The 18,906-nt window shown below is 70.1% G+C and carries 18 protein-coding genes and 1 riboswitch; of the genes, 10 read left to right on the top strand and 8 right to left on the bottom strand.

Annotation, left to right across the window (positions count from 1 at the left end; all coding sequences use genetic code 11):
- Positions 1-11: 11 nt before the first annotated feature.
- From Tfont_RS06260 to Tfont_RS06245, 4 genes are read right to left on the bottom strand one after another with little or no spacing between them, the layout of a single operon-like run.
- Positions 12-2,159, bottom strand: a complete 2,148-nt coding sequence (locus Tfont_RS06260; protein WP_143968807.1) for a putative bifunctional diguanylate cyclase/phosphodiesterase — start codon at positions 2,157-2,159, stop codon at positions 12-14.
- 19 nt (positions 2,160-2,178) lie between these two features.
- Positions 2,179-3,984 carry a methyl-accepting chemotaxis protein gene (locus Tfont_RS06255; protein WP_143968806.1) on the bottom strand — a complete coding sequence of 602 codons (1,806 nt, stop codon included), beginning with the start codon at positions 3,982-3,984 and terminating at the stop codon, positions 2,179-2,181.
- A gap of 51 nt (positions 3,985-4,035) precedes the next feature.
- The gene (locus Tfont_RS06250; protein ID WP_143968805.1) at positions 4,036-5,367 is read right to left on the bottom strand and encodes a methyl-accepting chemotaxis protein; all 1,332 of its coding nucleotides are present in this window, start codon (positions 5,365-5,367) and stop codon (positions 4,036-4,038) included.
- A gap of 34 nt (positions 5,368-5,401) precedes the next feature.
- Complete coding sequence (locus Tfont_RS06245; RefSeq protein WP_143968804.1) at positions 5,402-5,902, bottom strand: chemotaxis protein CheW; 501 nt, start codon at positions 5,900-5,902, stop codon at positions 5,402-5,404.
- Between the two features lie 194 nt (positions 5,903-6,096).
- Here Tfont_RS06245 and Tfont_RS06240 point away from each other — a divergent pair, with 194 nt between their 5' ends.
- On the top strand, positions 6,097-6,540 hold the full coding sequence (locus tag Tfont_RS06240; RefSeq protein ID WP_143968803.1) for a hypothetical protein: 444 nt from the start codon (positions 6,097-6,099) through the stop codon (positions 6,538-6,540).
- On the opposite strand, the gene Tfont_RS06235 is transcribed toward Tfont_RS06240, so the two are convergent.
- Positions 6,521-7,066 (bottom strand): adenine phosphoribosyltransferase, encoded by a 546-nt coding sequence (locus Tfont_RS06235; RefSeq protein WP_068607041.1) that lies wholly within the window; start codon positions 7,064-7,066, stop codon positions 6,521-6,523. The two genes, Tfont_RS06240 and Tfont_RS06235, sit on opposite strands and share 20 nt — an antisense overlap.
- 10 nt (positions 7,067-7,076) lie before the next feature.
- Positions 7,077-9,062: a cation:proton antiporter gene (locus Tfont_RS06230; protein ID WP_143968802.1), complete on the bottom strand. Its 1,986-nt coding sequence runs from the start codon at positions 9,060-9,062 to the stop codon at positions 7,077-7,079.
- 51 nt (positions 9,063-9,113) lie between these two features.
- Here Tfont_RS06230 and Tfont_RS06225 point away from each other — a divergent pair, with 51 nt between their 5' ends.
- The 3 genes from Tfont_RS06225 to lptC are packed head-to-tail and all read left to right on the top strand — an operon-like array spanning position 9,114 to position 11,328.
- The gene (locus Tfont_RS06225; RefSeq protein WP_143968801.1) at positions 9,114-10,121 is read left to right on the top strand and encodes a KpsF/GutQ family sugar-phosphate isomerase; all 1,008 of its coding nucleotides are present in this window, start codon (positions 9,114-9,116) and stop codon (positions 10,119-10,121) included.
- A complete protein-coding gene (locus Tfont_RS06220) occupies positions 10,121-10,669 on the top strand; it encodes a KdsC family phosphatase (protein ID WP_068607047.1) in 549 nt (182 codons plus the stop codon). Before Tfont_RS06225 ends, Tfont_RS06220 begins: the two co-directional genes overlap by 1 nt.
- Complete coding sequence (gene lptC / locus Tfont_RS06215) at positions 10,666-11,328, top strand: LPS export ABC transporter periplasmic protein LptC (protein WP_143968800.1); 663 nt, start codon at positions 10,666-10,668, stop codon at positions 11,326-11,328. Before Tfont_RS06220 ends, lptC begins: the two co-directional genes overlap by 4 nt.
- Here lptC and Tfont_RS06210 read toward each other — a convergent pair.
- Positions 11,322-11,699, bottom strand: a complete 378-nt coding sequence (locus tag Tfont_RS06210; protein WP_068607050.1) for an RNA recognition motif domain-containing protein — start codon at positions 11,697-11,699, stop codon at positions 11,322-11,324. The two genes, lptC and Tfont_RS06210, sit on opposite strands and share 7 nt — an antisense overlap.
- 260 nt (positions 11,700-11,959) lie before the next feature.
- A riboswitch (SAM riboswitch) is annotated at positions 11,960-12,036 on the top strand.
- A gap of 48 nt (positions 12,037-12,084) precedes the next feature.
- Here Tfont_RS06210 and metX point away from each other — a divergent pair.
- Together metX and metW are read left to right on the top strand one after the other, a co-directional pair.
- On the top strand, positions 12,085-13,290 hold the full coding sequence (metX, locus tag Tfont_RS06205) for a homoserine O-succinyltransferase MetX (protein WP_143968799.1): 1,206 nt from the start codon (positions 12,085-12,087) through the stop codon (positions 13,288-13,290).
- Positions 13,287-13,871 (top strand): methionine biosynthesis protein MetW, encoded by a 585-nt coding sequence (gene metW, locus Tfont_RS06200; protein WP_143968798.1) that lies wholly within the window; start codon positions 13,287-13,289, stop codon positions 13,869-13,871. The genes metX and metW overlap by 4 nt, the downstream gene beginning before the upstream one ends.
- 35 nt (positions 13,872-13,906) lie before the next feature.
- Here the strand turns inward: metW and Tfont_RS06195 are convergent, their stop codons facing one another.
- On the bottom strand, positions 13,907-15,310 hold the full coding sequence (locus Tfont_RS06195) for an aspartate aminotransferase family protein (protein WP_143968797.1): 1,404 nt from the start codon (positions 15,308-15,310) through the stop codon (positions 13,907-13,909).
- Between the two features lie 44 nt (positions 15,311-15,354).
- On the opposite strand from Tfont_RS06195, the gene Tfont_RS06190 reads away from it, so the two are divergent.
- The 4 genes from Tfont_RS06190 to Tfont_RS06175 form a co-directional block, all read left to right on the top strand.
- A complete protein-coding gene (locus Tfont_RS06190; protein ID WP_143968796.1) occupies positions 15,355-15,771 on the top strand; it encodes a sirohydrochlorin chelatase in 417 nt (138 codons plus the stop codon).
- Between the two features lie 90 nt (positions 15,772-15,861).
- A complete protein-coding gene (locus Tfont_RS06185; RefSeq protein WP_143968795.1) occupies positions 15,862-17,625 on the top strand; it encodes a nitrite/sulfite reductase in 1,764 nt (587 codons plus the stop codon).
- 10 nt (positions 17,626-17,635) lie between these two features.
- Positions 17,636-18,121: a DUF934 domain-containing protein gene (locus Tfont_RS06180; RefSeq protein ID WP_143968794.1), complete on the top strand. Its 486-nt coding sequence runs from the start codon at positions 17,636-17,638 to the stop codon at positions 18,119-18,121.
- Positions 18,114-18,906: phosphoadenylyl-sulfate reductase (locus Tfont_RS06175; RefSeq protein WP_143968793.1), on the top strand; the 793-nt coding region annotated here is incomplete at its 3' end. The genes Tfont_RS06180 and Tfont_RS06175, both read left to right, overlap by 8 nt.

The raw sequence follows: 18,906 nt of genomic DNA, 5'->3' as shown, positions 1-18,906 counted from the left end.
AGGCCCGCCGATCAGGCGGGCGGCGCTGGCTCAGGCGAAGAAGCGGCCGGCTCCAGCGGCGCGGGCCGGCCGAAATGGTAGCCTTGGAACAGTCGGCAGCCCATGGCGCGCAGCACCTCGTACTGGCCGGCGGTTTCCACCCCTTCGGCCACCACCTCCATCTCCAGGCTCTGCGCCAGCTGCAGAATGGTGCGGGCAATGGCCGCGTCGTTGGGGTCAGTCAGCAGGTCGCGCACGAAGCTGCGGTCGATCTTGAGCTGCGTCAGCGGCAGGCGCTTCAGGTAGCCGAGCGACGAGTAGCCGGTACCGAAGTCGTCCAGCGCGAACTGGATGCCGAGGCCGGCGAGCGCCTCCATCTTCGCGATGGTGTCCTCCACGTCGTGCAGCAGCAGGCTTTCGGTCAGCTCCAGCTTCAGCCGGCGCGGGTCGGCGCCGGCGGCGTGCAGGGCCTGCCGCACGCTGTCGACGAAGTCCGGCTGGCGCAGCTGGCGGGCGCTGAGGTTGACCGCCAGCGTCCAGCCGGCGCGCGCCGGGTCGGCCGCCCAGCGCGCGAGCACCCGGCACGCCTCGCGCAGCACCCACTGGCCGATCGGCAGGATCAGCCCGGTCTGCTCCGCCACCGGGATGAACTCGGCCGGCGGCACCATGCCGCGCACCGGGTGGCGCCAGCGCAGCAGCGCCTCGTGCCCGCAGACCTGCGCGCGCACGTCGACGATCGGCTGGCCGAACAGCAGCAGTTCGCCGTCGCGCAGGCCGTGGCGCAGCTCGCGCTGCAGCGTGGCGCGCTGCACCACCGCGGCCTGCATCGATGGGTCAAAAAACTGCACCGCGTTGCGCCCCGCCGCCTTGGAGTGGTACATGGCCAAGTCGGCGCGGCCCAGGATGTCGGCGGCGCTCTCCTCCTGCCCCGCGAACAACGTGATGCCGATGCTGGGCGTGACCGTCAGGTCGTGCCCGTCGACGACGACCGGCTGCTGCACCACCTGGCGGATTTTTTCGGCCACATGCTGCGCGCGCCAGGCGGCCTGGTCGGCCTGCGGGTGCAAATCTTCCAGCAGCACCACGAACTCGTCGCCGCCCAGCCGCCCCACCGTATCTTCGGCTCGGACCGCGGCGCGCAAGCGCTCGGCGCAGGCGCGCAACAGGGCATCACCGGCGGCGTGGCCGTAGGCGTCGTTGACGTCTTTGAAGTCGTCCAGGTCGATGAACAGCAGCGCCGCCCACTGACCGCTGCGCACGCTGCTGGCCTGCGCCTGACGCAAGCGATCCTGAAACGCCCGGCGGTTCAGCAGCCCCGTCAGGTCGTCGTAGTAGGCCAGCCGCTGGATGGTGGCCTCGGCGTTTTTGCGGGCGGTCACATCACGCCCGATGCCACGCCAGCCGACGCAGCGTCCCGCGGCGTCGCGCACCGGCTCGCCGCTGATGGCAAACCAATAGGTGCCGCCATCCGGCAGGGTACGTTGGATTTCAAAGCGCTTGAACGGCCGGCCCTGCGCCACGGCGTCGCGCAGCGGCTGCCAATCCTCGGGCCGGGGGCGGTTGGCGGCCGGCACCTCCCACGGCGCGCGCCCCAAAAACATCGACGCAATGCCCTGCTCGCGCACCACCCGCCCTTCCAGGCGGGTGTAGCGGCCTTGGACGTCCCACTCCCAGTACCAGTCGGCCGACAGCTCCGTGAGGCTGCGGAAGCGCTCCTCGCTTTCGCGCAGCTGCGCCAGCGCCTGGGCATGTTTGGAAATGTCGGTGTAGACCCGCGCCCAACCGCCACCCGGCACGGCGACGGTGGCGCCTTGCAGCGTGCGCCCGCTGGCGGTGGTGTAGCTGTACACGTGGGGTTGGCCGCTGGCATGGGTGGCCCGCAGGTGGTACCAAACGCGCTCGATCAGGCGCTGTGGATCACCCTTGAGGTCACCGCGCGCGGCCTGCCAACGCACCACTTCGTCGATCAATGGGGCGCGCTGCATCAGCTCCTGCGGCAACTCCAGCATCTGCAGCGCGCAAGCGTTGTAGCCCACCACCCGCCCCTGTGCGTCCAGCACCACAAACGCATGCTGCAGCGCGTCGAGCAACTGCGCCACCGACAGCCGGCCGGCGCGCGCGGCCTCGTCGGCGGCCGCACTGGCCATCCCGGGCAGGGTGGCGATGAAGTCGTCGGTCATCGCGCGCGGTCAGCCAGGGTCAGAAGGTTTCCCAGTCGCCGTCGTCGGCTGGCTTGGGCGCGGGTGCCGCGGCCGGCCGAGCAGAGGCAGCCTTGGTTGGCCCAGAAGCCCCCTGCGCTGGGGTCGCCAAAGCGGCAGCCGGTCCGCTTCGTGGCTTGGAGGCGGGAGCACTCAAACGGACAGCGGGTTTGGCGGCGTTGCCCACGGCCTTGGGTACCGGCCGCGCGGAAACGCTCCCCATCGCCTTGGACGTCGGCGCACGCGCCACCATCACCGTGGCATCGCTGGTATGAAAAAACGACACCAACTCCCGCAAGCGCTGCGCTTGATCGAGCAGGCTTTGGGCTGCGGCGGTGGCCTGCTCGGCCAGCGCCGCATTCTGCTGTGTGGTCTGGTCCAACTGCCCCACTGCCGCATTGACCTGGGCGATCCCTTCGCTCTGTTCGCTGGCCGCTGCGGTGACCTCTCCAATCATGTCGGCGACCCGCTGAATCGCCTGCACGACGTCGTGTATCGTCCCACCCGCCTGGCGCACCTGTCCGCTGCCGTCACGCACCTGGGCCACGCTTTGTTCGATGAGGGCCTTGATCTCCTTGGCCGCTTGGGCGCTGCGCTGGGCCAGCGCGCGCACCTCGCCCGCCACCACGGCAAAGCCGCGGCCCGCTTCGCCGGCGCGCGCCGCCTCCACCGCGGCGTTGAGCGCGAGGATGTTGGTCTGGAACGCGATGCCGTCGATGACCTGGATGATGTCGGCGATCTTTTGGCTGCTCGCCTCGATGCCCTGCATGGCGGACACCGCCTGCTCCACCACTTGCCCCCCCTGCCGGGCCTGTTCGGCCGCCTGGGTCGCCAGCTGGTTGGCGGTACGGGCAGCGTCCGCGCTGCGGCGCACCGCTTCGGTCAACTCTTCCAGGCTGGAGGCGGTCTGCTCCAAGCTGGAGGCTGCGCTCTCCGTACGGGCCGACAAGTCCTGGTTGCCCTGCGCAATCTCGGCACTGGCGGTCTCGATCTGTACGCTGGCTTGGCGAATGTCGCCCACGATGCGCCGCAGCGCGATCAGCACCGAATCCTTGCTGCGCAACAAGTCGCCGATTTCGTCGCGGCGCTGCACGTCGAGCGTCTGTTCGATGTGTCCCTGCGCAATTCGCGTGTCCACATCCTGCAAGGAGCGCAGCGGTTGCACTATCGAGCGGGTGATCCTCCACGCGGCCAACAGCCCCAGCAACAGCGCCACGACCGTCAGCCCCGCCACGATCCATACCGAGGTGGCGACGGCTTGCGACGTCTGCTGGGTGTATCGATCGGCCAGATCGGTCTGGAGCTTGACCAGCTGAGCCTGGGCGCTTTGATATGCGCGCAACGCGGGCAGCAGCTTGCTGTCAGCCAGTTGTTGCGCCAGCTCGACAGCACCGGTGGACAACGCATTGAACGTCTCTTGACGAGCATCGATGTACGCCTTGCGCATGGCGCCGAGTTGCTCTAGCGCGCGCCGCACCTCTTCATTCCGGACGGACTGCTCCAGCTCCTTTTGAAGCTGGTTGATCTCGGCCGTGGTTTCCTTGATCAGCGGTTCGAAATAAGCTTTGACCGAAGGATCCCCACCCGACTTGACCTGGGCGAGCACGCGCGAGCCGTTCAACTCGGTCAACGCCGCCCATTGCTGCGCGGTGAACGCGCGTCGCTCCACCGCCTTGGCCTCGCGCAGGTCGGTTTCGATGTGCAGCATCCCGAGCAGACCGATGCCTGCCACGATCAGCAGCAGCGCCAGTACCACGCCAAATCCTCCGTAAAGCCTTGCTCTGACCGAGATGTCATCGAGCCTCATGGTGCAGCCCCATTTGGTATCGTGCAGTGAAGGAAATCGTTTGCCTTTGGGTTACGCCGCCCGCGGCGAGCGGCGCCGCTCCGGCCCGTGGTAGCTGGACGGGTCGCCATGCCCGCGCACCTGCGCCGGCACCAGCGGTGCGTGCTCGCCCGCCACCCCCGGCAGGCGGAACACCGCGACCATCTGTGCCATGCGCTCCGCCTGCGCGCGCACATGGGTGGCGGTGTCGGTGCTGTGCGCCACCAGCGCCGTGTTCTGCTGCGTCATCTGGTCCACCTCGGCCACGGCCGCGTTGATCTGCGCCAAGCCCTGCGCCTGCTGCTGGCTGGCGGCGGTGATCTCGCGGATGAAGGCGGAGACCTGCTCGGCGTTGGCGACGATGTCCCGGATGGTGGCGCCGGCCGCGTGCACTTGGGCCGTGCCCGTGCCCACCTGCACCACGCTGGCCTCGATGAGCGTCTTGATCTCCTTGGCGGCCTGGGCGCTGCGTTGCGCGAGTTGCCGCACCTCGCCGGCCACGACGGCAAAACCGCGGCCGGCCTCGCCGGCGCGCGCCGCCTCCACCGCCGCGTTGAGCGCCAGGATGTTGGTCTGGAAGGCAATGCCGTCGATGACACCGATGATGTCGGCGATCTTGCGGCTGGCGGCCTGGATGCCGTCCATCGTCGCCACCACTTGGCCGACGGCCTCGCCACCGCGCTCGGCCACCTCGGCGTTGCGTCGCGCCAGTTCGATCGCGGCCTGCGCGGCCTCGCTGCTGGCCGCCACATGGCGGGTCAGCTCGTCGATGCTGGTGGCGGTCTGGCGCAGGTGCTCGGCGGTCTGCTCGGTGCGCTGGGCCAGGTCCTGGCTGCCGCTGGCCACCGATTCGGCCGTGGCCCGCATGCGCTCGGCGGTGGCGTGGACTTCGCCCACGGTGCGCGCGAGCGACGCCTGCATATCGGCAAGGCTGCGCATCAGTTCGGCCAGTTCGTCGTGCCCGCCGGTGTCGGCGCGGGTGGTCAGGTCACCCCGGGCGATGGCCACCGCCAGCGCCTGCGCCTCGTGCACCGGATGCACGATGCTGCGCATGTTCATCCAGGTGGTGGGCGCGACGATGGCCATCGCCACCACCAGCGCGGCCGCCAGCGCCCACAGCGACTGCGCACGGATCTGCTCGCCGTGCTCGGTCAGCTCGATCATCTGTTGCGCGAAGGCCTCGTTGGCGCCGTTGCCGGCGGCCACCCAGGCGAGCGTCAGGGCCTCGTGCTGCGCAATCTGCATGTGGTGCACGGCCCACACACCCACCCCGGCCAGCGCCAGCATCAGCACCAGCACCACGGCGATCGCGCCCCACATGCGCACGCGCACGCTGTAGGCGCGCATCCAGTCGCTTGTGCTCATGCCCGTGTCCTTTCGATCAGCATGGCGGGGGCGATCAAACATCCATCAGCCCCATGTCGGGGCTGCCCATCAAGGCTTCGATGTCCATCAGGATCAGCATGCGCTCGCCGACGCTGGCGATGCCGGTGATGAACGCCGTGTCCACGGTGGACGACGCCATTTCGGGCGCGGAGCGGATCTGGTCGCGCGGCAGCTCCAGCACGTCCGACACCGAATCGACCACCGCACCGACCACCCGCCCCTTGACGTTGAGCACGATGACCACGGTCAGGCCATTGTATTCAACCTTCTCGCACCCGAGCTTGATGCGCAGGTCCACCACCGGCACGATCACGCCGCGCAGGTTGACGACCCCCAGAATGTGCGAGGGTGCGTTGGCGATGCGGGTGGGGTTTTCGTAGGAGCGGATCTCCTGCACGCGCAGGATGTCGATGCCGTACTCCTCCGCCCCGAGCCGGAAGGTCAGAAACTCGGCACTCGTGCGGCCGGAGGCGGCATCGGAATGGGCGGCGATCGAGGTGGCAACAGCGGTCATGGTGACTCCTCTTGGGCAGGGGGCCGGGCGAACGGGCCCGCCGACGATGGACGGCGCAAAACCAATGGTGACAGAGTATCGGCCAAAACGCCCGCGCGGAAAGCGCAAAACAGGCCGCAAAGTCGGCAAACGCGACGCAGACGCGCCAAAAGTGGCCAAAATGTCAGCCGTTGCCCGCCTTGCCCCACGCCGCCATGTCGCCGCCGCCCCCCAACCCCAGCCGCTCGCCTGCCGCCGCCGGCTGGCTGGCGCGGTGGCGGCGCTGGTGGGGCTTGGCGCCGCGCGAGGCGTCGGCTCACGACGCCGCGCGGCCCAGCCCGCGGCGGCGCCAGCGCGAGCGGGTGGCGCTGCTGGTGCGCGAGATCATGATCCGCCACGGGGTGCTGTCCGGCCGCTACCGCGTGCGCGTGCTGTCGCTGGACCGCGAGGGCCTGCAGCACCTGGTGCTGATCGACTGGTTGCCGCACCGGGTGGGCCTGGCGGCCGGGCCCGTACCCGAGGCCGCGCGGCTGGAAGCGGAAGTCCAGACCGAGGCGCGGCAAACCCTGGGGCTGGAGGTGCGCGCCGTGTACTGGCGCGGCAACCCGCTGCCGGGTGGCCGCCCGCCCCATGGCCAGATCAATGGCCCTCGAAGCTGACCAGCGTAAACAGGGGCAAGCCGGCCTCTTGCAGGCGCTGCAGGCCGCCCAGCTCGGGCAGGGCCACGATGGCCGCGCCCTCGGTCACGGTGGCGCCCAGCTTTTCCAGCAGTTTCTTGCCGGCCATCATGGTGCCGCCGGTGGCGATCAGGTCGTCGATCAGCAGCACGCGGTCGCCGGGCTTGACGGCGTCGGTGTGCAGCTCGACGGTGGCGCTGCCGTACTCCAGCTCGTAGGTCTCTTCCACCGTCGTGAAGGGCAGCTTGCCTTTTTTGCGGATGGGCACGAAGCCGATCCCCAGCTCATAGGCAACCACCGAACCGATGATGAAACCGCGCGCATCCAGCCCCGCCACCACATCGGGCCGCTTGTCGCGGTCCATGTAGCGGTGGATGAAGGTGTCGATCAGCACGCGGAAGACCTTGGGGTCCTGCAGCAGCGGCGTGATGTCGCGAAACTGCACGCCGGGCGCAGGCCAGTCGGGCACGGTGCGGATGTGGGCTTTGAGGTAGGCGGCGGTGTCCATAGGGGCGCGATTATCCGGCCAGCAGCTTGCCTTCGGCCAGCGCCAGCGCTTCCGGGGCGCCGTACAGCACCACGGCGTCGCCGCCGTGCAGGCGCAGCTCGTCGGTGGGGTCCTCGTGTCGGCCGCCGGCACGGCGCACGCCGACCACCCGCACGCCGACCGCATGCAGGGCCAGCTCGCCCAGGGTGCGCCCGACGGTCGGCCCCGCGGGGGGCAGCACCACCGTCGTCAGGCGCTCTTGGTGGGGTTCGTCGGTGGCGTCGTCGTCGGCCCCGTGGAAGTAGCCGCGCAGCAATTGGTAGCGCGCCTCGCGCTGCTGCTGGACCAGCCGCACCACGCGGCGCAGCGGCACGCCGACCAGTGCCAGGGCATGGCTGGCCAGCATCAGGCTGGCTTCCAGCGCTTCGGGCACGACCTCGGTGGCGCCGGCGGCCTGCAAGCGGGCCAGATCCGCGTCGTCCACCGTGCGCACCACCACCGGCACGTGCGGTGCGTGTTCGCGCACATGGTGCAGCACCTTCAGCGCGCTGGGGGTGTCCAGATAGGTGACGACCACGGCACTCGCCCGCGCCAGCCCGGCAGCCATCAGCGACTGCAGGCGCGCCGCGTCGCCAAACACGACGGAATGCCCCGCCGCCGCCGCCTGCCGCACCCGGTCGGGGTCCAGGTCCAGCGCCATGTAGGGCATGCGCTCGCCCTCCAGCAGGCGGGCCAGGTTTTGCCCGCAGCGGCCGTAGCCGCAAATGATGACGTGCTTGTCGGCCGCGATGGCTTTGCGCGCGATCTGCGTCATCTGCACCGATTGCATCAGCCAGTCGCTGCCGACCAGCCGCGCCACGATGGCGTTGCTGTGCTGGATGATGAAGGGCGTCAGCAGCATCGAGATGACCATGGACGCCAGCGTCGGGTTGAACAGCGCCGGGGGCACCAGGCCGTTCTGGTTGGCCAGTTGCAGCAGCACCAGGCCAAACTCGCCCGCCTGCATCAGATACAGCCCCACGCGCAGCGAGGTCCCCATCGAAGCGCCGAACGCCCGGGCCAGCACGGTGATCAGCGCCACCTTGAAGGTCAGCGACAGGGTCAGCAGCAGCAACACCAACGGCCAGCGCTCGAGCACCAGGCGCCAGTCCAGCATCATGCCGATGGTGATGAAAAACAGCCCCAGCAACACATCGTGGAAAGGGCGGATGTCCGACTCCACCTGGTGCTTGTACTCCGTCTCGGCGATCAGCATGCCGGCCACGAACGCGCCCAGCGCCAGCGACAGCCCCGCATGCTCGGTCAGCCAGGCCAGCCCCAGCGTGACGAGCAGCAGGTTGAGCATGAACAGTTCCTGGCTCTTGCGCCGCGCGACCAGCGTCAGCCACCAGCGCATCACCCGCTGGCCACCGGTGAGCAGCACGGTCAGCAGCACCGCCGCTTTGGCCAGCGCCAGCAGCAGCGCGCCGGCCAGGTTCTCGCTGTCGGCGCCCAGCGCCGGGATCAGCACCAGCAGCGGCACCACCGCCAGATCCTGAAACAGCAGAATGCCAACCACGCGCTGGCCGTGCTCGGACTCCAGCTCCAGCCGGTCGGCCATCAGCTTGACGACGATGGCGGTGCTGCTCATCGCCATGACGCCGCCCATGGCCAGCGCCATCTGCCACTCCAGCTTCCACCACTGCGGCAGCCACCACCCCAGCACCAGCGACGCCAGCGTGGTCAGCAGCACCGTCACCACCACCTGCGCCGTCCCCAGCCCAAACACATAGCGCTTCATCGCGCGCAACTTGGGCAGGCTGAACTCCAGCCCGATGGCGAACATCAGGAACACCACGCCAAACTCGGCCAGGTAGCGCAGTCCGGCGGAGTTTTGCGCCAAGGCCAGCGCGTGCGGACCGATCAGCACGCCGACCGCCAGGTAGCCGATCATCGCCGGCAGCCGCAGGGTGCGGCAGACCACGACACCCAGCACGGCAGCCAGCAGATACAGCAGCGCGATGTCCAGCGAGTTCATCCCGCCGATCTTACGGCGGCGCGGGCGATGGCCTTGCCGGATAATCCCCACATGACGCCGTCCCCCGCCACCCATCCCGCGCCCGATGCCGATGCGCTGCTGGCCCTCGCGCGCGAGGCGCTGGACACCGAAATCCAGGGCCTGCAGGCGATGGCCGACCGGCTGGACATCCGATTTGCGCAGGCGGTGCACACGGTACTGGCCTGCCGCGGGCGAGTGGTGGTCACCGGCATGGGCAAAAGCGGGCACGTCGGCCGCAAAATCGCCGCGACGCTGGCCTCCACCGGCACGCCCGCCCTGTTCATGCACCCGGCCGAGGCCAGCCACGGCGACCTGGGCATGATCACGCCGGCCGACGTGGTCCTGGCCATCAGCAACTCCGGCGAGAGCGAGGAGCTGACCGCCATCCTGCCGCTGATCAAGCGCATGGGGGTGCCGCTGCTGGCGATGACGGGGCGGGCCGACTCCAGCCTGGGCCGGCATGCCGATGTGGTGCTGGACACGGGGGTGGCGCGCGAGGCCTGCCCCCATAACCTGGCCCCGACCGCCAGCACCACGGCGCAGATGGCCATGGGCGACGCACTGGCGGTGGCGCTGCTGAGCGCACGCGGCTTTCAGCCCGACGACTTTGCCCGCTCGCACCCCGGCGGCGCGCTCGGCCGCCGTCTGCTGACACTGGTGCGCGACGTGATGCGCCCGCTGGAGGCGACACCACAGGTGCCCCCCACCGCCACGCTGATCGAGACCATGCGCGCCATGAGCGCAGGCGGCCTGGGCGCGGCGGCGGTGGTGGACGACGCGGGTGCGGCCATCGGCATCTTCACCGACGGCGATTTGCGACGGCTGATCGAACGGCGCGAGAGCGCCGACCTGCGCCAGCTGACCGCCGGCGAAGTCATGCACCCGCAGCCGCGCACCGTGCGGCCCCAGATGCTGGCCGTGGAGGCGGCCGACCTCATGGAAACGCACCGCATCACCAGCGTGCTCGTGGTCGACGACGGCGGGCGGCTGGTGGGTGCCCTCAACCACCACGACCTGATGCGCGCCAAGGTGATCTGATGACCCCGCCTGCGCTGAACTTTCCCCCCGAAACGCTGCTGCGGGCGCAGGACGTGCGCGTCGCCTTCTTCGACGTGGACGGTGTGCTCACCGACGGCGGGCTCTACTTCGGGCCCGATGGCGAGGCGCTCAAGCGCTTTTCCAGCCTGGACGGCCATGGGCTGAAACTGCTGCGCCGCGCGGGCATCGAGCCCGCCGTCGTCACCGGGCGCGACTCGGCCGCCCTGCGCAACCGCCTGCAGGCACTCGGTGTGCAGCATGTGCGTTACGGCACGGAGGACAAGCGGCCGGCCGCCGAGGCCATTCTGCATGCCCTGGGCCTGGACTGGTCGCAGGCCGCCGCCATGGGCGACGACTGGCCCGATCTGCCCGTGCTGCGCCGCTGCGCGTTCGCCGTGGCCCCGCCATCCGCGCACGCCGAGGTGCGGGCCTGTGTGCACCACATCACCCAGGCCGCGGCGGGCTATGGCGCGGCGCGGGAGTTTTGCGACCTGCTGCTGGTGGCGTCGGGCCGCTACGCCAGCCTGCTGGCCGAGGCGTCGGCGTGAACCCCATCCCCGCCGCCCCGCCGTCCCCGGCCACCCCGCGCTGGCACGGGCTGTGGGAGCGGCTGTCGCTGTACCTGCCGGTGCTGCTGATGGGGGTACTGGCCCTGGTGACCTACGGGATCGTCCAACGCATCCCGGGGCCAGCCGCTGCACCGGATACGCCGCTGGCGGAAGGCCAGCCCGACTACCGCCTTGAGGGCTTCATCCTGCGCCGCTACGAGGCCGATGGCCGCCTGGGATCGGTGCTGACCGGTGCGGTGCTGGAGCATTTTCCGGCCAACGGCCTGCTGCGGGTGCAGGACGCCACGCTGGAGCGCATCGACCACGCGGGGCAAATGCGGCTGCTGGCGCGCGCCCGCGAGCTGCGCACCGACGACGCGCGCACCACCTACCACCTGCGCGGCGACGTGCGCCTGGTGCGCGAGGCCTGGCCGGAGGGGGAACGCAAAAATGCCACGCCGCGCCTAACCTTGGAAGGCCAGACCCTGACGTGGCATGACGATCGGCGGTTGCTCGAATCGGATCAGCCGGTTCGGCTGACGCGCGGTGCGGACACGCTCATCGGCAACCGCCTGCGGTACGACGAGCGCAATGGCATCGCCGACCTGCAGGGGCAGGTGCGCGCCACGCTGGTGGCACGCCCAGCGCAGAGTCAATAACCGCCGCGGTCGTCGCGCCGACGGCCGGTGCCATACGGGCTGCGGAACTGGCCCTCGCCGCCGCCGAAGCCACCACCATCACGGCGACCGCCGCCAAAGCCACCGCTGCGCGGGGGACGCGCCTCCATCGGGCGCGCCTCATTAACCACCAGATCGCGGCCGCCCATGGACTGGCCGTTCATGCCGGAGATGGCGGCCTGCGCCTCGGCATCGGTGCCCATCTCGACGAAACCGAAACCCTTGGAGCGGCCGGTATCGCGCTCCATCATGACCTTGGCGCTGGACACTTGGCCAAACGCGCTGAATGCCTGCTCGAGATCGCCATCGCGCACCGAATACGGAAGATTGCCGACGTACAACTTGTTGCCCATCTGAGGGACTCCTGAAAACACACGAAACAAAGGGTAGCGATGGAGCCCCGACGGCACACAAGAGAACTGCAGCACGCGAAACCGACCGATCACCAAGACGCAAGCGTCGCGGACACTTGCAACGCCCATTATGCGCGCTCGCCGCGATATGCGCCCGTTTTTTCGACGATCGGCCCGATAAAGCGCGTCAGCGATGCGTCAGAACAACACTTGGCCCGCGCCGCCACGCGCCCGCATGGGTGGGATGCCGCGCTTGTATACTCCCTTCCAGCGCCGATTTGAGTCCCGCTTGCGGGCGCGTAACAAATACCGCTAAAGAGGAAGACGTGGCCATCGGCCAAGTCCGGCAAGCCCTCGATCACGGCGCGGCTACAGGATCGATACCGTGATCGTCACTCCTCAGCGTCATGCCTTCGACACACCCCTGCCCTTGCGCGGGGGCGGTGTGCTGCCTGCCTTCGAGCTGGTCTACGAGACCTACGGCCAGCTCAACGCCGCGCGCGACAACGCGGTGCTGATCTGCCACGCGCTCAACGCCAGCCACCACGTCGCCGGCCTGCACGCCGACGAACGTGGGCAGCCCATCCCCAAGAGCGAGGGCTGGTGGCACAACATGATCGGCCCCGGCAAGCCGGTGGACACGCGCCGCTTCTTCGTCATCGGCGTCAACAACGTCGGCTCGTGCTTCGGCTCCACCGGGCCGACGCACGTCAACCCCGCCACCGGCCAGCCGTGGGGCGCGGACTTCCCCGTCGTAACGGTGGAGGACTGGGTCGAGGCGCAGGCGCGGCTGCTGGACGCGCTCGGCATCGAGCGGCTGGCCGCCGTGATGGGCGGCAGCCTGGGCGGCATGCAGGCGCTGAGCTGGACGCTGCAGTATCCGCAGCGTGTACGCCACGCGGTCGTCATCGCCAGCGCCCCCAACCTGACGGCGGAAAACATCGCCTTCAACGAGGTGGCGCGCCGCGCCATCGTCAGCGACCCGGACTTCCACGGCGGGCACTACCTGCGCCACGGCACCAAGCCGCGCCGGGGGCTGCGCATCGCGCGCATGATCGGCCACATCACCTACCTGAGCGACGACGTGATGAACGAGAAGTTCGGCCGCCGCCTGCGCCCGCTCGCGCAGGCGCTGCGCGCCGGCGACGCGGAGGCCGCCGAGCGGCTGACCTACCGCTACACGACGCAGGACATCGAGTTCGAGATCGAGAGCTACCTGCGCCACCAGGGCGACAAGTTCAGCGAGTACTTCGACGCCAACACCTACCTGCTGATCACGCGCGCGCTGGACTACTTCGACCCGGCGCGCGAGTTCGACGGAGACCTGTCGGCGGCGCTGGCACGCGCGCAGGCCGACTTCCTGCTCGTGTCCTTCAGCACCGACTGGCGCTTCGCGCCGGCGCGCAGCCGCGAGATCGTCAAGGCGCTGCTGGACAACCGCCGCGCCGTCAGCTACGCCGAGATCGACGCGCCGCACGGGCACGACGCCTTCCTGCTCGACGACGCGCGCTACCACGCCGCCGTGCGCGCCTACTTCGAGCACCGCGTCGGCGCCGGTCTGCAGCCGCCCACCACCGGAGGTGCCGCATGAGCGACCGCCAGATCCAGCAACTCATCGCGGGCCTGGTGCCGCACGGCGCGCGCGTGCTCGACCTCGGCTGCGGCGACGGCGCGCTGCTGGCGCACCTGCGCGAGGCGCGCGGCTGCCACGGCTACGGCATCGAGCTGGACGACGCGCAGGTGCTCGCGTGCTTGAAGCGCGGGCTGGACGTGCTGCAGTTCAACCTCGAGGAAGGGTTGTCGATGTTCGCCGATGGCAGCTTCGACGTCGTGTTGCAGATCGACACGCTGCCGCACCTGCGCAACGCCGAGACGATGCTGCGCGAGACCGCGCGCGTGGGCCGCAGCGCCATCGTCGCCTTCCCCAACTTCGCGCACTGGCCGAATCGCCTGCGCGTGCTGGCCGGGCGCATGCCGGTGACCAAGCGGCTGCCGTACCAGTGGTACGACACGCCCAACATCCGCGTCGGCACGTTCGCGGACTTCGAGGTGCTGGCGCAGCGCCTGGGCCTGCACATCGAAGATGCGTTTGGGCTGGAGAACGGACGCGAGGTCCGCACCCTGCCCAATCTGCTGGCCAGCACCGCGGTGTTCAAGCTGACCAAACGCTGAGGCCGAGGCCGCGACCCGGCACGGGTCGGCACCGGTCAGGCGAGTTCGCGGATCGTCTCGCCCAGCGCATCCACCAGGCGGTGGATCTCGGCCTCGGTGCTGATGAAGGGCGGTGCCAGTTGGATCGTGTCCCCGCCATAGCGCACGTAAAAGCCCTTGGCCCACATGCGCATGGCGATCTCGAACGGGCGTTTGAGCGGCTCGCCCGGCACCGGCGCAAAGGTCAGCCCGGCCGCCAGCCCGTAGTTGCGAATGTCGGTCAGGTGCGGGCTGGCGCCGCGCAGGCCGTGCACCGCCGCCTCGAACACCGGGGCCAGCGCGCGCACGCGGGCAATGGCCTCGTCCTGCTCCAGCAGCCGCATCGACGCCAGCCCCGCCGCGCACGCCACCGGGTGCGCGGAATAGGTGTAGCCGTGCGGAAACTCCAGCGCATACTCGGGGCCGCCCGCGGCCATGAAGGTGTCGTAGATCTCTTGCCGCACCACGACGCCGCCCAAGGGCTGCACGCCATTGGTCACCTGCTTGGCAAAGTTCAGGATGTCGGGCGTGACGCCAAAGGCCTCGGCCCCCGTCCAGGCGCCGCTGCGACCAAAGCCGCTGATCACCTCGTCGAAGATGAGCAGGATGTCGTGCGCGGTGCAAATCTCGCGCAGGCGCTGCAGATAGCCCACCGGCGGGATGACCACGCCGGCCGAGCCGGAAAACGGCTCGACGATGACGGCGGCAATCGTCGATGCGTCGTGCAGCGCGATCAGGTCCAGCAGATGGTCGGCCAGATGCTGGGCATAGGCGGCATCCGCCGGGGGCTGGCCGCGGTAAAAGCCCCCGGCCGGCGGCTGCGTGTGGGGCAGATGGTCCGCCTCCACGCCCTGGCCGAACAGCTTGCGGTTGCCCACGATGCCCCCGACCGAAATGCCGCCGAAGTTGACCCCGTGGTAGCCCTTGGCGCGGCCGATCAGGCGCGTCTTGCTGGCCTGCCCCTTGGCCCGCCAGTAGGCGCGCGCCATCTTGAGCGAGGTGTCCGCCGACTCCGACCCCGACCCGGTAAAAAACACGCGGTTAAGGCCTGCCGGCATGCGCTCGACGATGCGGTTGGCCAGCTCGAACGACAGCGGATGGCCAAACTGGAACGCGGGCGAATAGTCCAGCGTCGCGACCTGGCGGCTGACGGCCTCGACGATCTCGCGCCGGCCATGGCCGAGCCCCGTGCACCACAGGCCCGACAGGCCATCGAAGATGCGGCGCCCGTCGGCATCGATCAAGTAGGCGCCTTCGGCGGCGACCACGAGGCGCGGATCGGCCTTGAACTGCCGGTTGCCCGTGAACGGCATCCAGTGCGCGGCCATCCAGTCGGCGCCGCCGGGCGCGACCTCGGCGCTGGTGGGCGTAAACGCCCCGGCCGTGGGGGCGACGATGTGCGAGCGGTCCGACAGATCCATGGCAACGGTCCTTTTTTTACGCGGATCGTGCCATTATGCGCGCCATGCACGCAGTCAAGGAGCCACCCGCCGCCCCGCCGGGCGGGCCACCCCGCCCCGAGGTGGGGCTGATTCTGTTCGCCCACGGCGCACGCGATCCGGCCTGGGCCGGCCCGTTCGAGCGCGTGGCGGCGGCCGTGCGCGCCGCGCGGCCGGAGCTGGCGGTGTCGCTGGCGTTCCTGGAGTTCATGGCGCCGGACTTGCCCGCTGCCGGCGCCGCCCTGGCGGCAGCCGGCTGCCGCCAGGTGACGGTGCTGCCCCTGTTTTTGGGCGCAGGCGGCCACGTCCGCAAGGATTTGCCCCACCTCCTGGAAGGGTTGCGCGCGCGGCACCCGGCGGTGCAGTGGCTCCTGGCGCCGGCCATCGGCGAGGACGCACGGCTGGTGGAGGCGATCGCGGGGATTGCAATCGCTGCCATATGAACACCGGTTATAGATATCAAACAATCTTTTCGTTGGTTTTTTCATAACCAAAACGGAGAATCCCGGGCATCGATGACTTGATGCCCCGCGATGTACCGGTACTCCGACTTCGACCGACGCTTCATCCGCCAGCGCGCCGCCCAGTTCCGCGATCAGTTGCGGCGGCACCTGGCCGGGCAGCTCAGCGCCGACGACTTTCGGCCGCTGCGGCTGCAAAACGGCTGGTATGTGCAGCGCCACGCGCCCATGCTGCGCGTGGCCATCCCCTATGGCGAACTGAGCAGCCGCCAGTTGCGCACCCTGGCGCGCGTGGCGCGCGAGTTCGACCGCGTGACCGACGGGCCGCAGGCCGGTCAGGGTGGTTTCGGCCACTTCACCACGCGGCAGAACATCCAGTTCAACTGGATCCCGCTGGCCCGCGCGGCCGATGTGATGGATGTGCTGGCCGAGGCGGATCTGCACGGCATCCAGACCAGTGGCAACTGCATCCGCAACATCACCACCGATGCGCTGGCCGGCATCGCCCCGGACGAGGTCGTGGACCCCCGCCCCTATTGCGAGCTGCTGCGCCAGTGGAGCACGCTGCACCCGGAATTCGCCTTCCTGCCGCGCAAGTTCAAGATCGCCGTGACGGGCGCGGCGGACGACCGCGCGGCCATCGCCTGGCACGACATCGGCCTGCAACTGCGCCGCGACGCCCACGGCGCGGTGGGCTTTCGCGTGCTGGCGGGCGGCGGCATGGGGCGCACGCCGCTTATCGCGCCGGAGCTGCGCGCCTTTGTGCCGTGGCAGGACATCGTGCTGTATCTGGAAGCGATCCTGCGCGTGTACAACCTGTTCGGGCGACGCGACAACCTCTACAAAGCCCGGCTGAAGATTCTGGTGAAGGCCGAGGGTCAGCGCTTCGTGGACGCGGTGGAGGCCGAATACCGCGCGCTGCGGGACGACGATGCGCTGGGCGCGCAGCTGCGTCTGACACCAGCCGCCCTGGCGGAGGTGCAGGCGCACTTCGCCCCCCCGCCGGGTTGGGCGGCTGAAGCCCCACCAACCGCCCCATCGGCCCCCTCGTCGGCCGCCGCTGCGCCGACCGAAGCAGCCGCGGCGCTGCCGCCCGCCTACCGGCGTTGGCGCGAGCGCCATGTGCAGGCGCACCGGCTGCCCGGGCTGTGCGCTGTGACGCTCACGCTCAAGCGCGCCGGACAGCCGCCGGGCGATGCCAGTGCCGACCAGCTCGACGCAGCCGCCGATCTGGCGGACCGTTTCAGCGCCGGCGAGGCGCGCGTGACGCACGAACAAAATCTGCTGCTGCCCTGGGTGCGCGAGGCCGATCTGCCCGCGCTGTGGCAGGCCGCGCAGGCGGTGGGCTTGGGGGCATCCAACCACGGCCTGCTGACCGATCTGATCGCCTGCCCGGGCGGCGATCTGTGCAGTCTGGCCAACGCGCGCACCTTGCCCATCGCAGCGGCCGTGCTCGAGCGCTACCAGGACCCGGACGAGCTGGAAGCCATCGGCGAGCTGGCGCTGCACATCAGCGGCTGCATGAACTCCTGCGGACACCACCACAGCGGGCACATCGGCATCCTGGGCGTGGACAAGGACGGCAGCGAGTGGTACCAGCTCACGCTGGGCGGCTCCGACGGACAGACGCGTCACGGCCCGGCGCGCGCGGGCCGGGTGGTCGGCCCCGCCTTTGCCGCCGACGAGATCGTCGATGCCCTGGACGCCGTGGTCGCAACCTACCTGGAGCAGCGCGCACCGGGCGAACGCTTCCTGGACACGCTCACCCGGCTGGGGCTGGAGCCTTTCCGCACCGCCACCGATGCCGTGCGCCACACGACCGCCGTTCCCGCCTGAGCCCGCCGCCATGACGACCCTGCACTTCATCGATCCCCACGCGGACCTGTGGCGCCCCGCACCGGACGAGGCGGCGCCCCGCCCGGCCGCCGGCCTGTTGCTCCGGCACGACCAGTGGCGTGCCGTGCGCGCCGGCTGGCCGGCCGAAGTCCCGGTCGGTGTGACCTGGCCCAACGACGCGGACATCGCCGAGCTGGTGGATGACCTGCCCCGACTGGAGCTGATCGCGCTGACCTTTCCCAAATGGACCGACGGCCGGGCCTACAGCCAGGCCCGGCTGCTGCGCGGTCGCTGGCGCTGGCGCGGCCAAATCCGCGCCGTGGGCGACGTCATCCCCGACATGGCGCCGCTGCTGTGGCGCAGCGGCTTCGACACCGCGGTGCTGCGCCCGGGCGAATCGACGGCAGTCGCACAGCAAGCGCTGCAGGCCTTCGACGGCCACTATCAACCCGACACCCGCCGCACACGCACGGCACCGGAGCGCGCCCATGGCTGAACCCCTGTCGCTGCGGATCGACATACCGCCCGTCGAGCCGGGCCGAGCCATCGCGCTGTACGCCCGCGAGACGCCCGGCCATGCGCAGCGCGTGGCCGCCACGGTGCAGCGCCTGCGCGAGGCCGCGGCCGCCCATGCCGGCCGCATCGTGCTGGCCACCAGCCTGGGGGCGGAGGACATGGTGCTCACGGATCTGATCGCCCGCCACGGTCTGCCCATCGCCGTGGCCACGCTGGACACCGGGCGCCTGCACCCCGAGACGCGGGCGCTGATCGACCGGCTGCAGGCGCACTATGGTCTGGCGGTCGAGATCTTCCGGCCGGACCCGGCGGCGGTGGACGCCTTCGAGCGCGAACACGGCCTGGACGCCATGTACCGCAGCCGCGAGCTGCGCCACGCGTGCTGCGCGCTGCGCAAGCTGGCCCCGCTGGAGCGACTGCTGGCAGGGCGCGAGGCCTGGATCACCGGCCTGCGGCGCGAGCAGTCCGCCACCCGCGCCGACGTGCCGCTGCAGGCGCGGGATGCGCAGGGTCGCCTCAAGCTCAATCCGCTGGCCGACTGGTCGTGGGCCGACGTGTGGCACCACATCGCCCGCCACGGGGTGCCCTACAACCCGCTGCACGACGCCTTCATGCCCAGCATCGGTTGCGCGCCCTGCACGCGCCCCATCGCCGTCGGCGAGGACTTTCGCGCCGGCCGCTGGTGGTGGGAACACGACGACACCCGCGAATGCGGCCTGCACGTCGAGCGCCACCCCTTGCCCAACACCCCTGGATCCCCTGCCC

This window comes from Tepidimonas fonticaldi (assembly GCF_007556755.1).
Taxonomy (GTDB): Bacteria; Pseudomonadota; Gammaproteobacteria; order Burkholderiales; family Burkholderiaceae_C; genus Tepidimonas; species Tepidimonas fonticaldi.
Note: the sequence above shows the minus strand (reverse complement) of the source record. Positions and strands in the feature narration are given on the sequence as shown.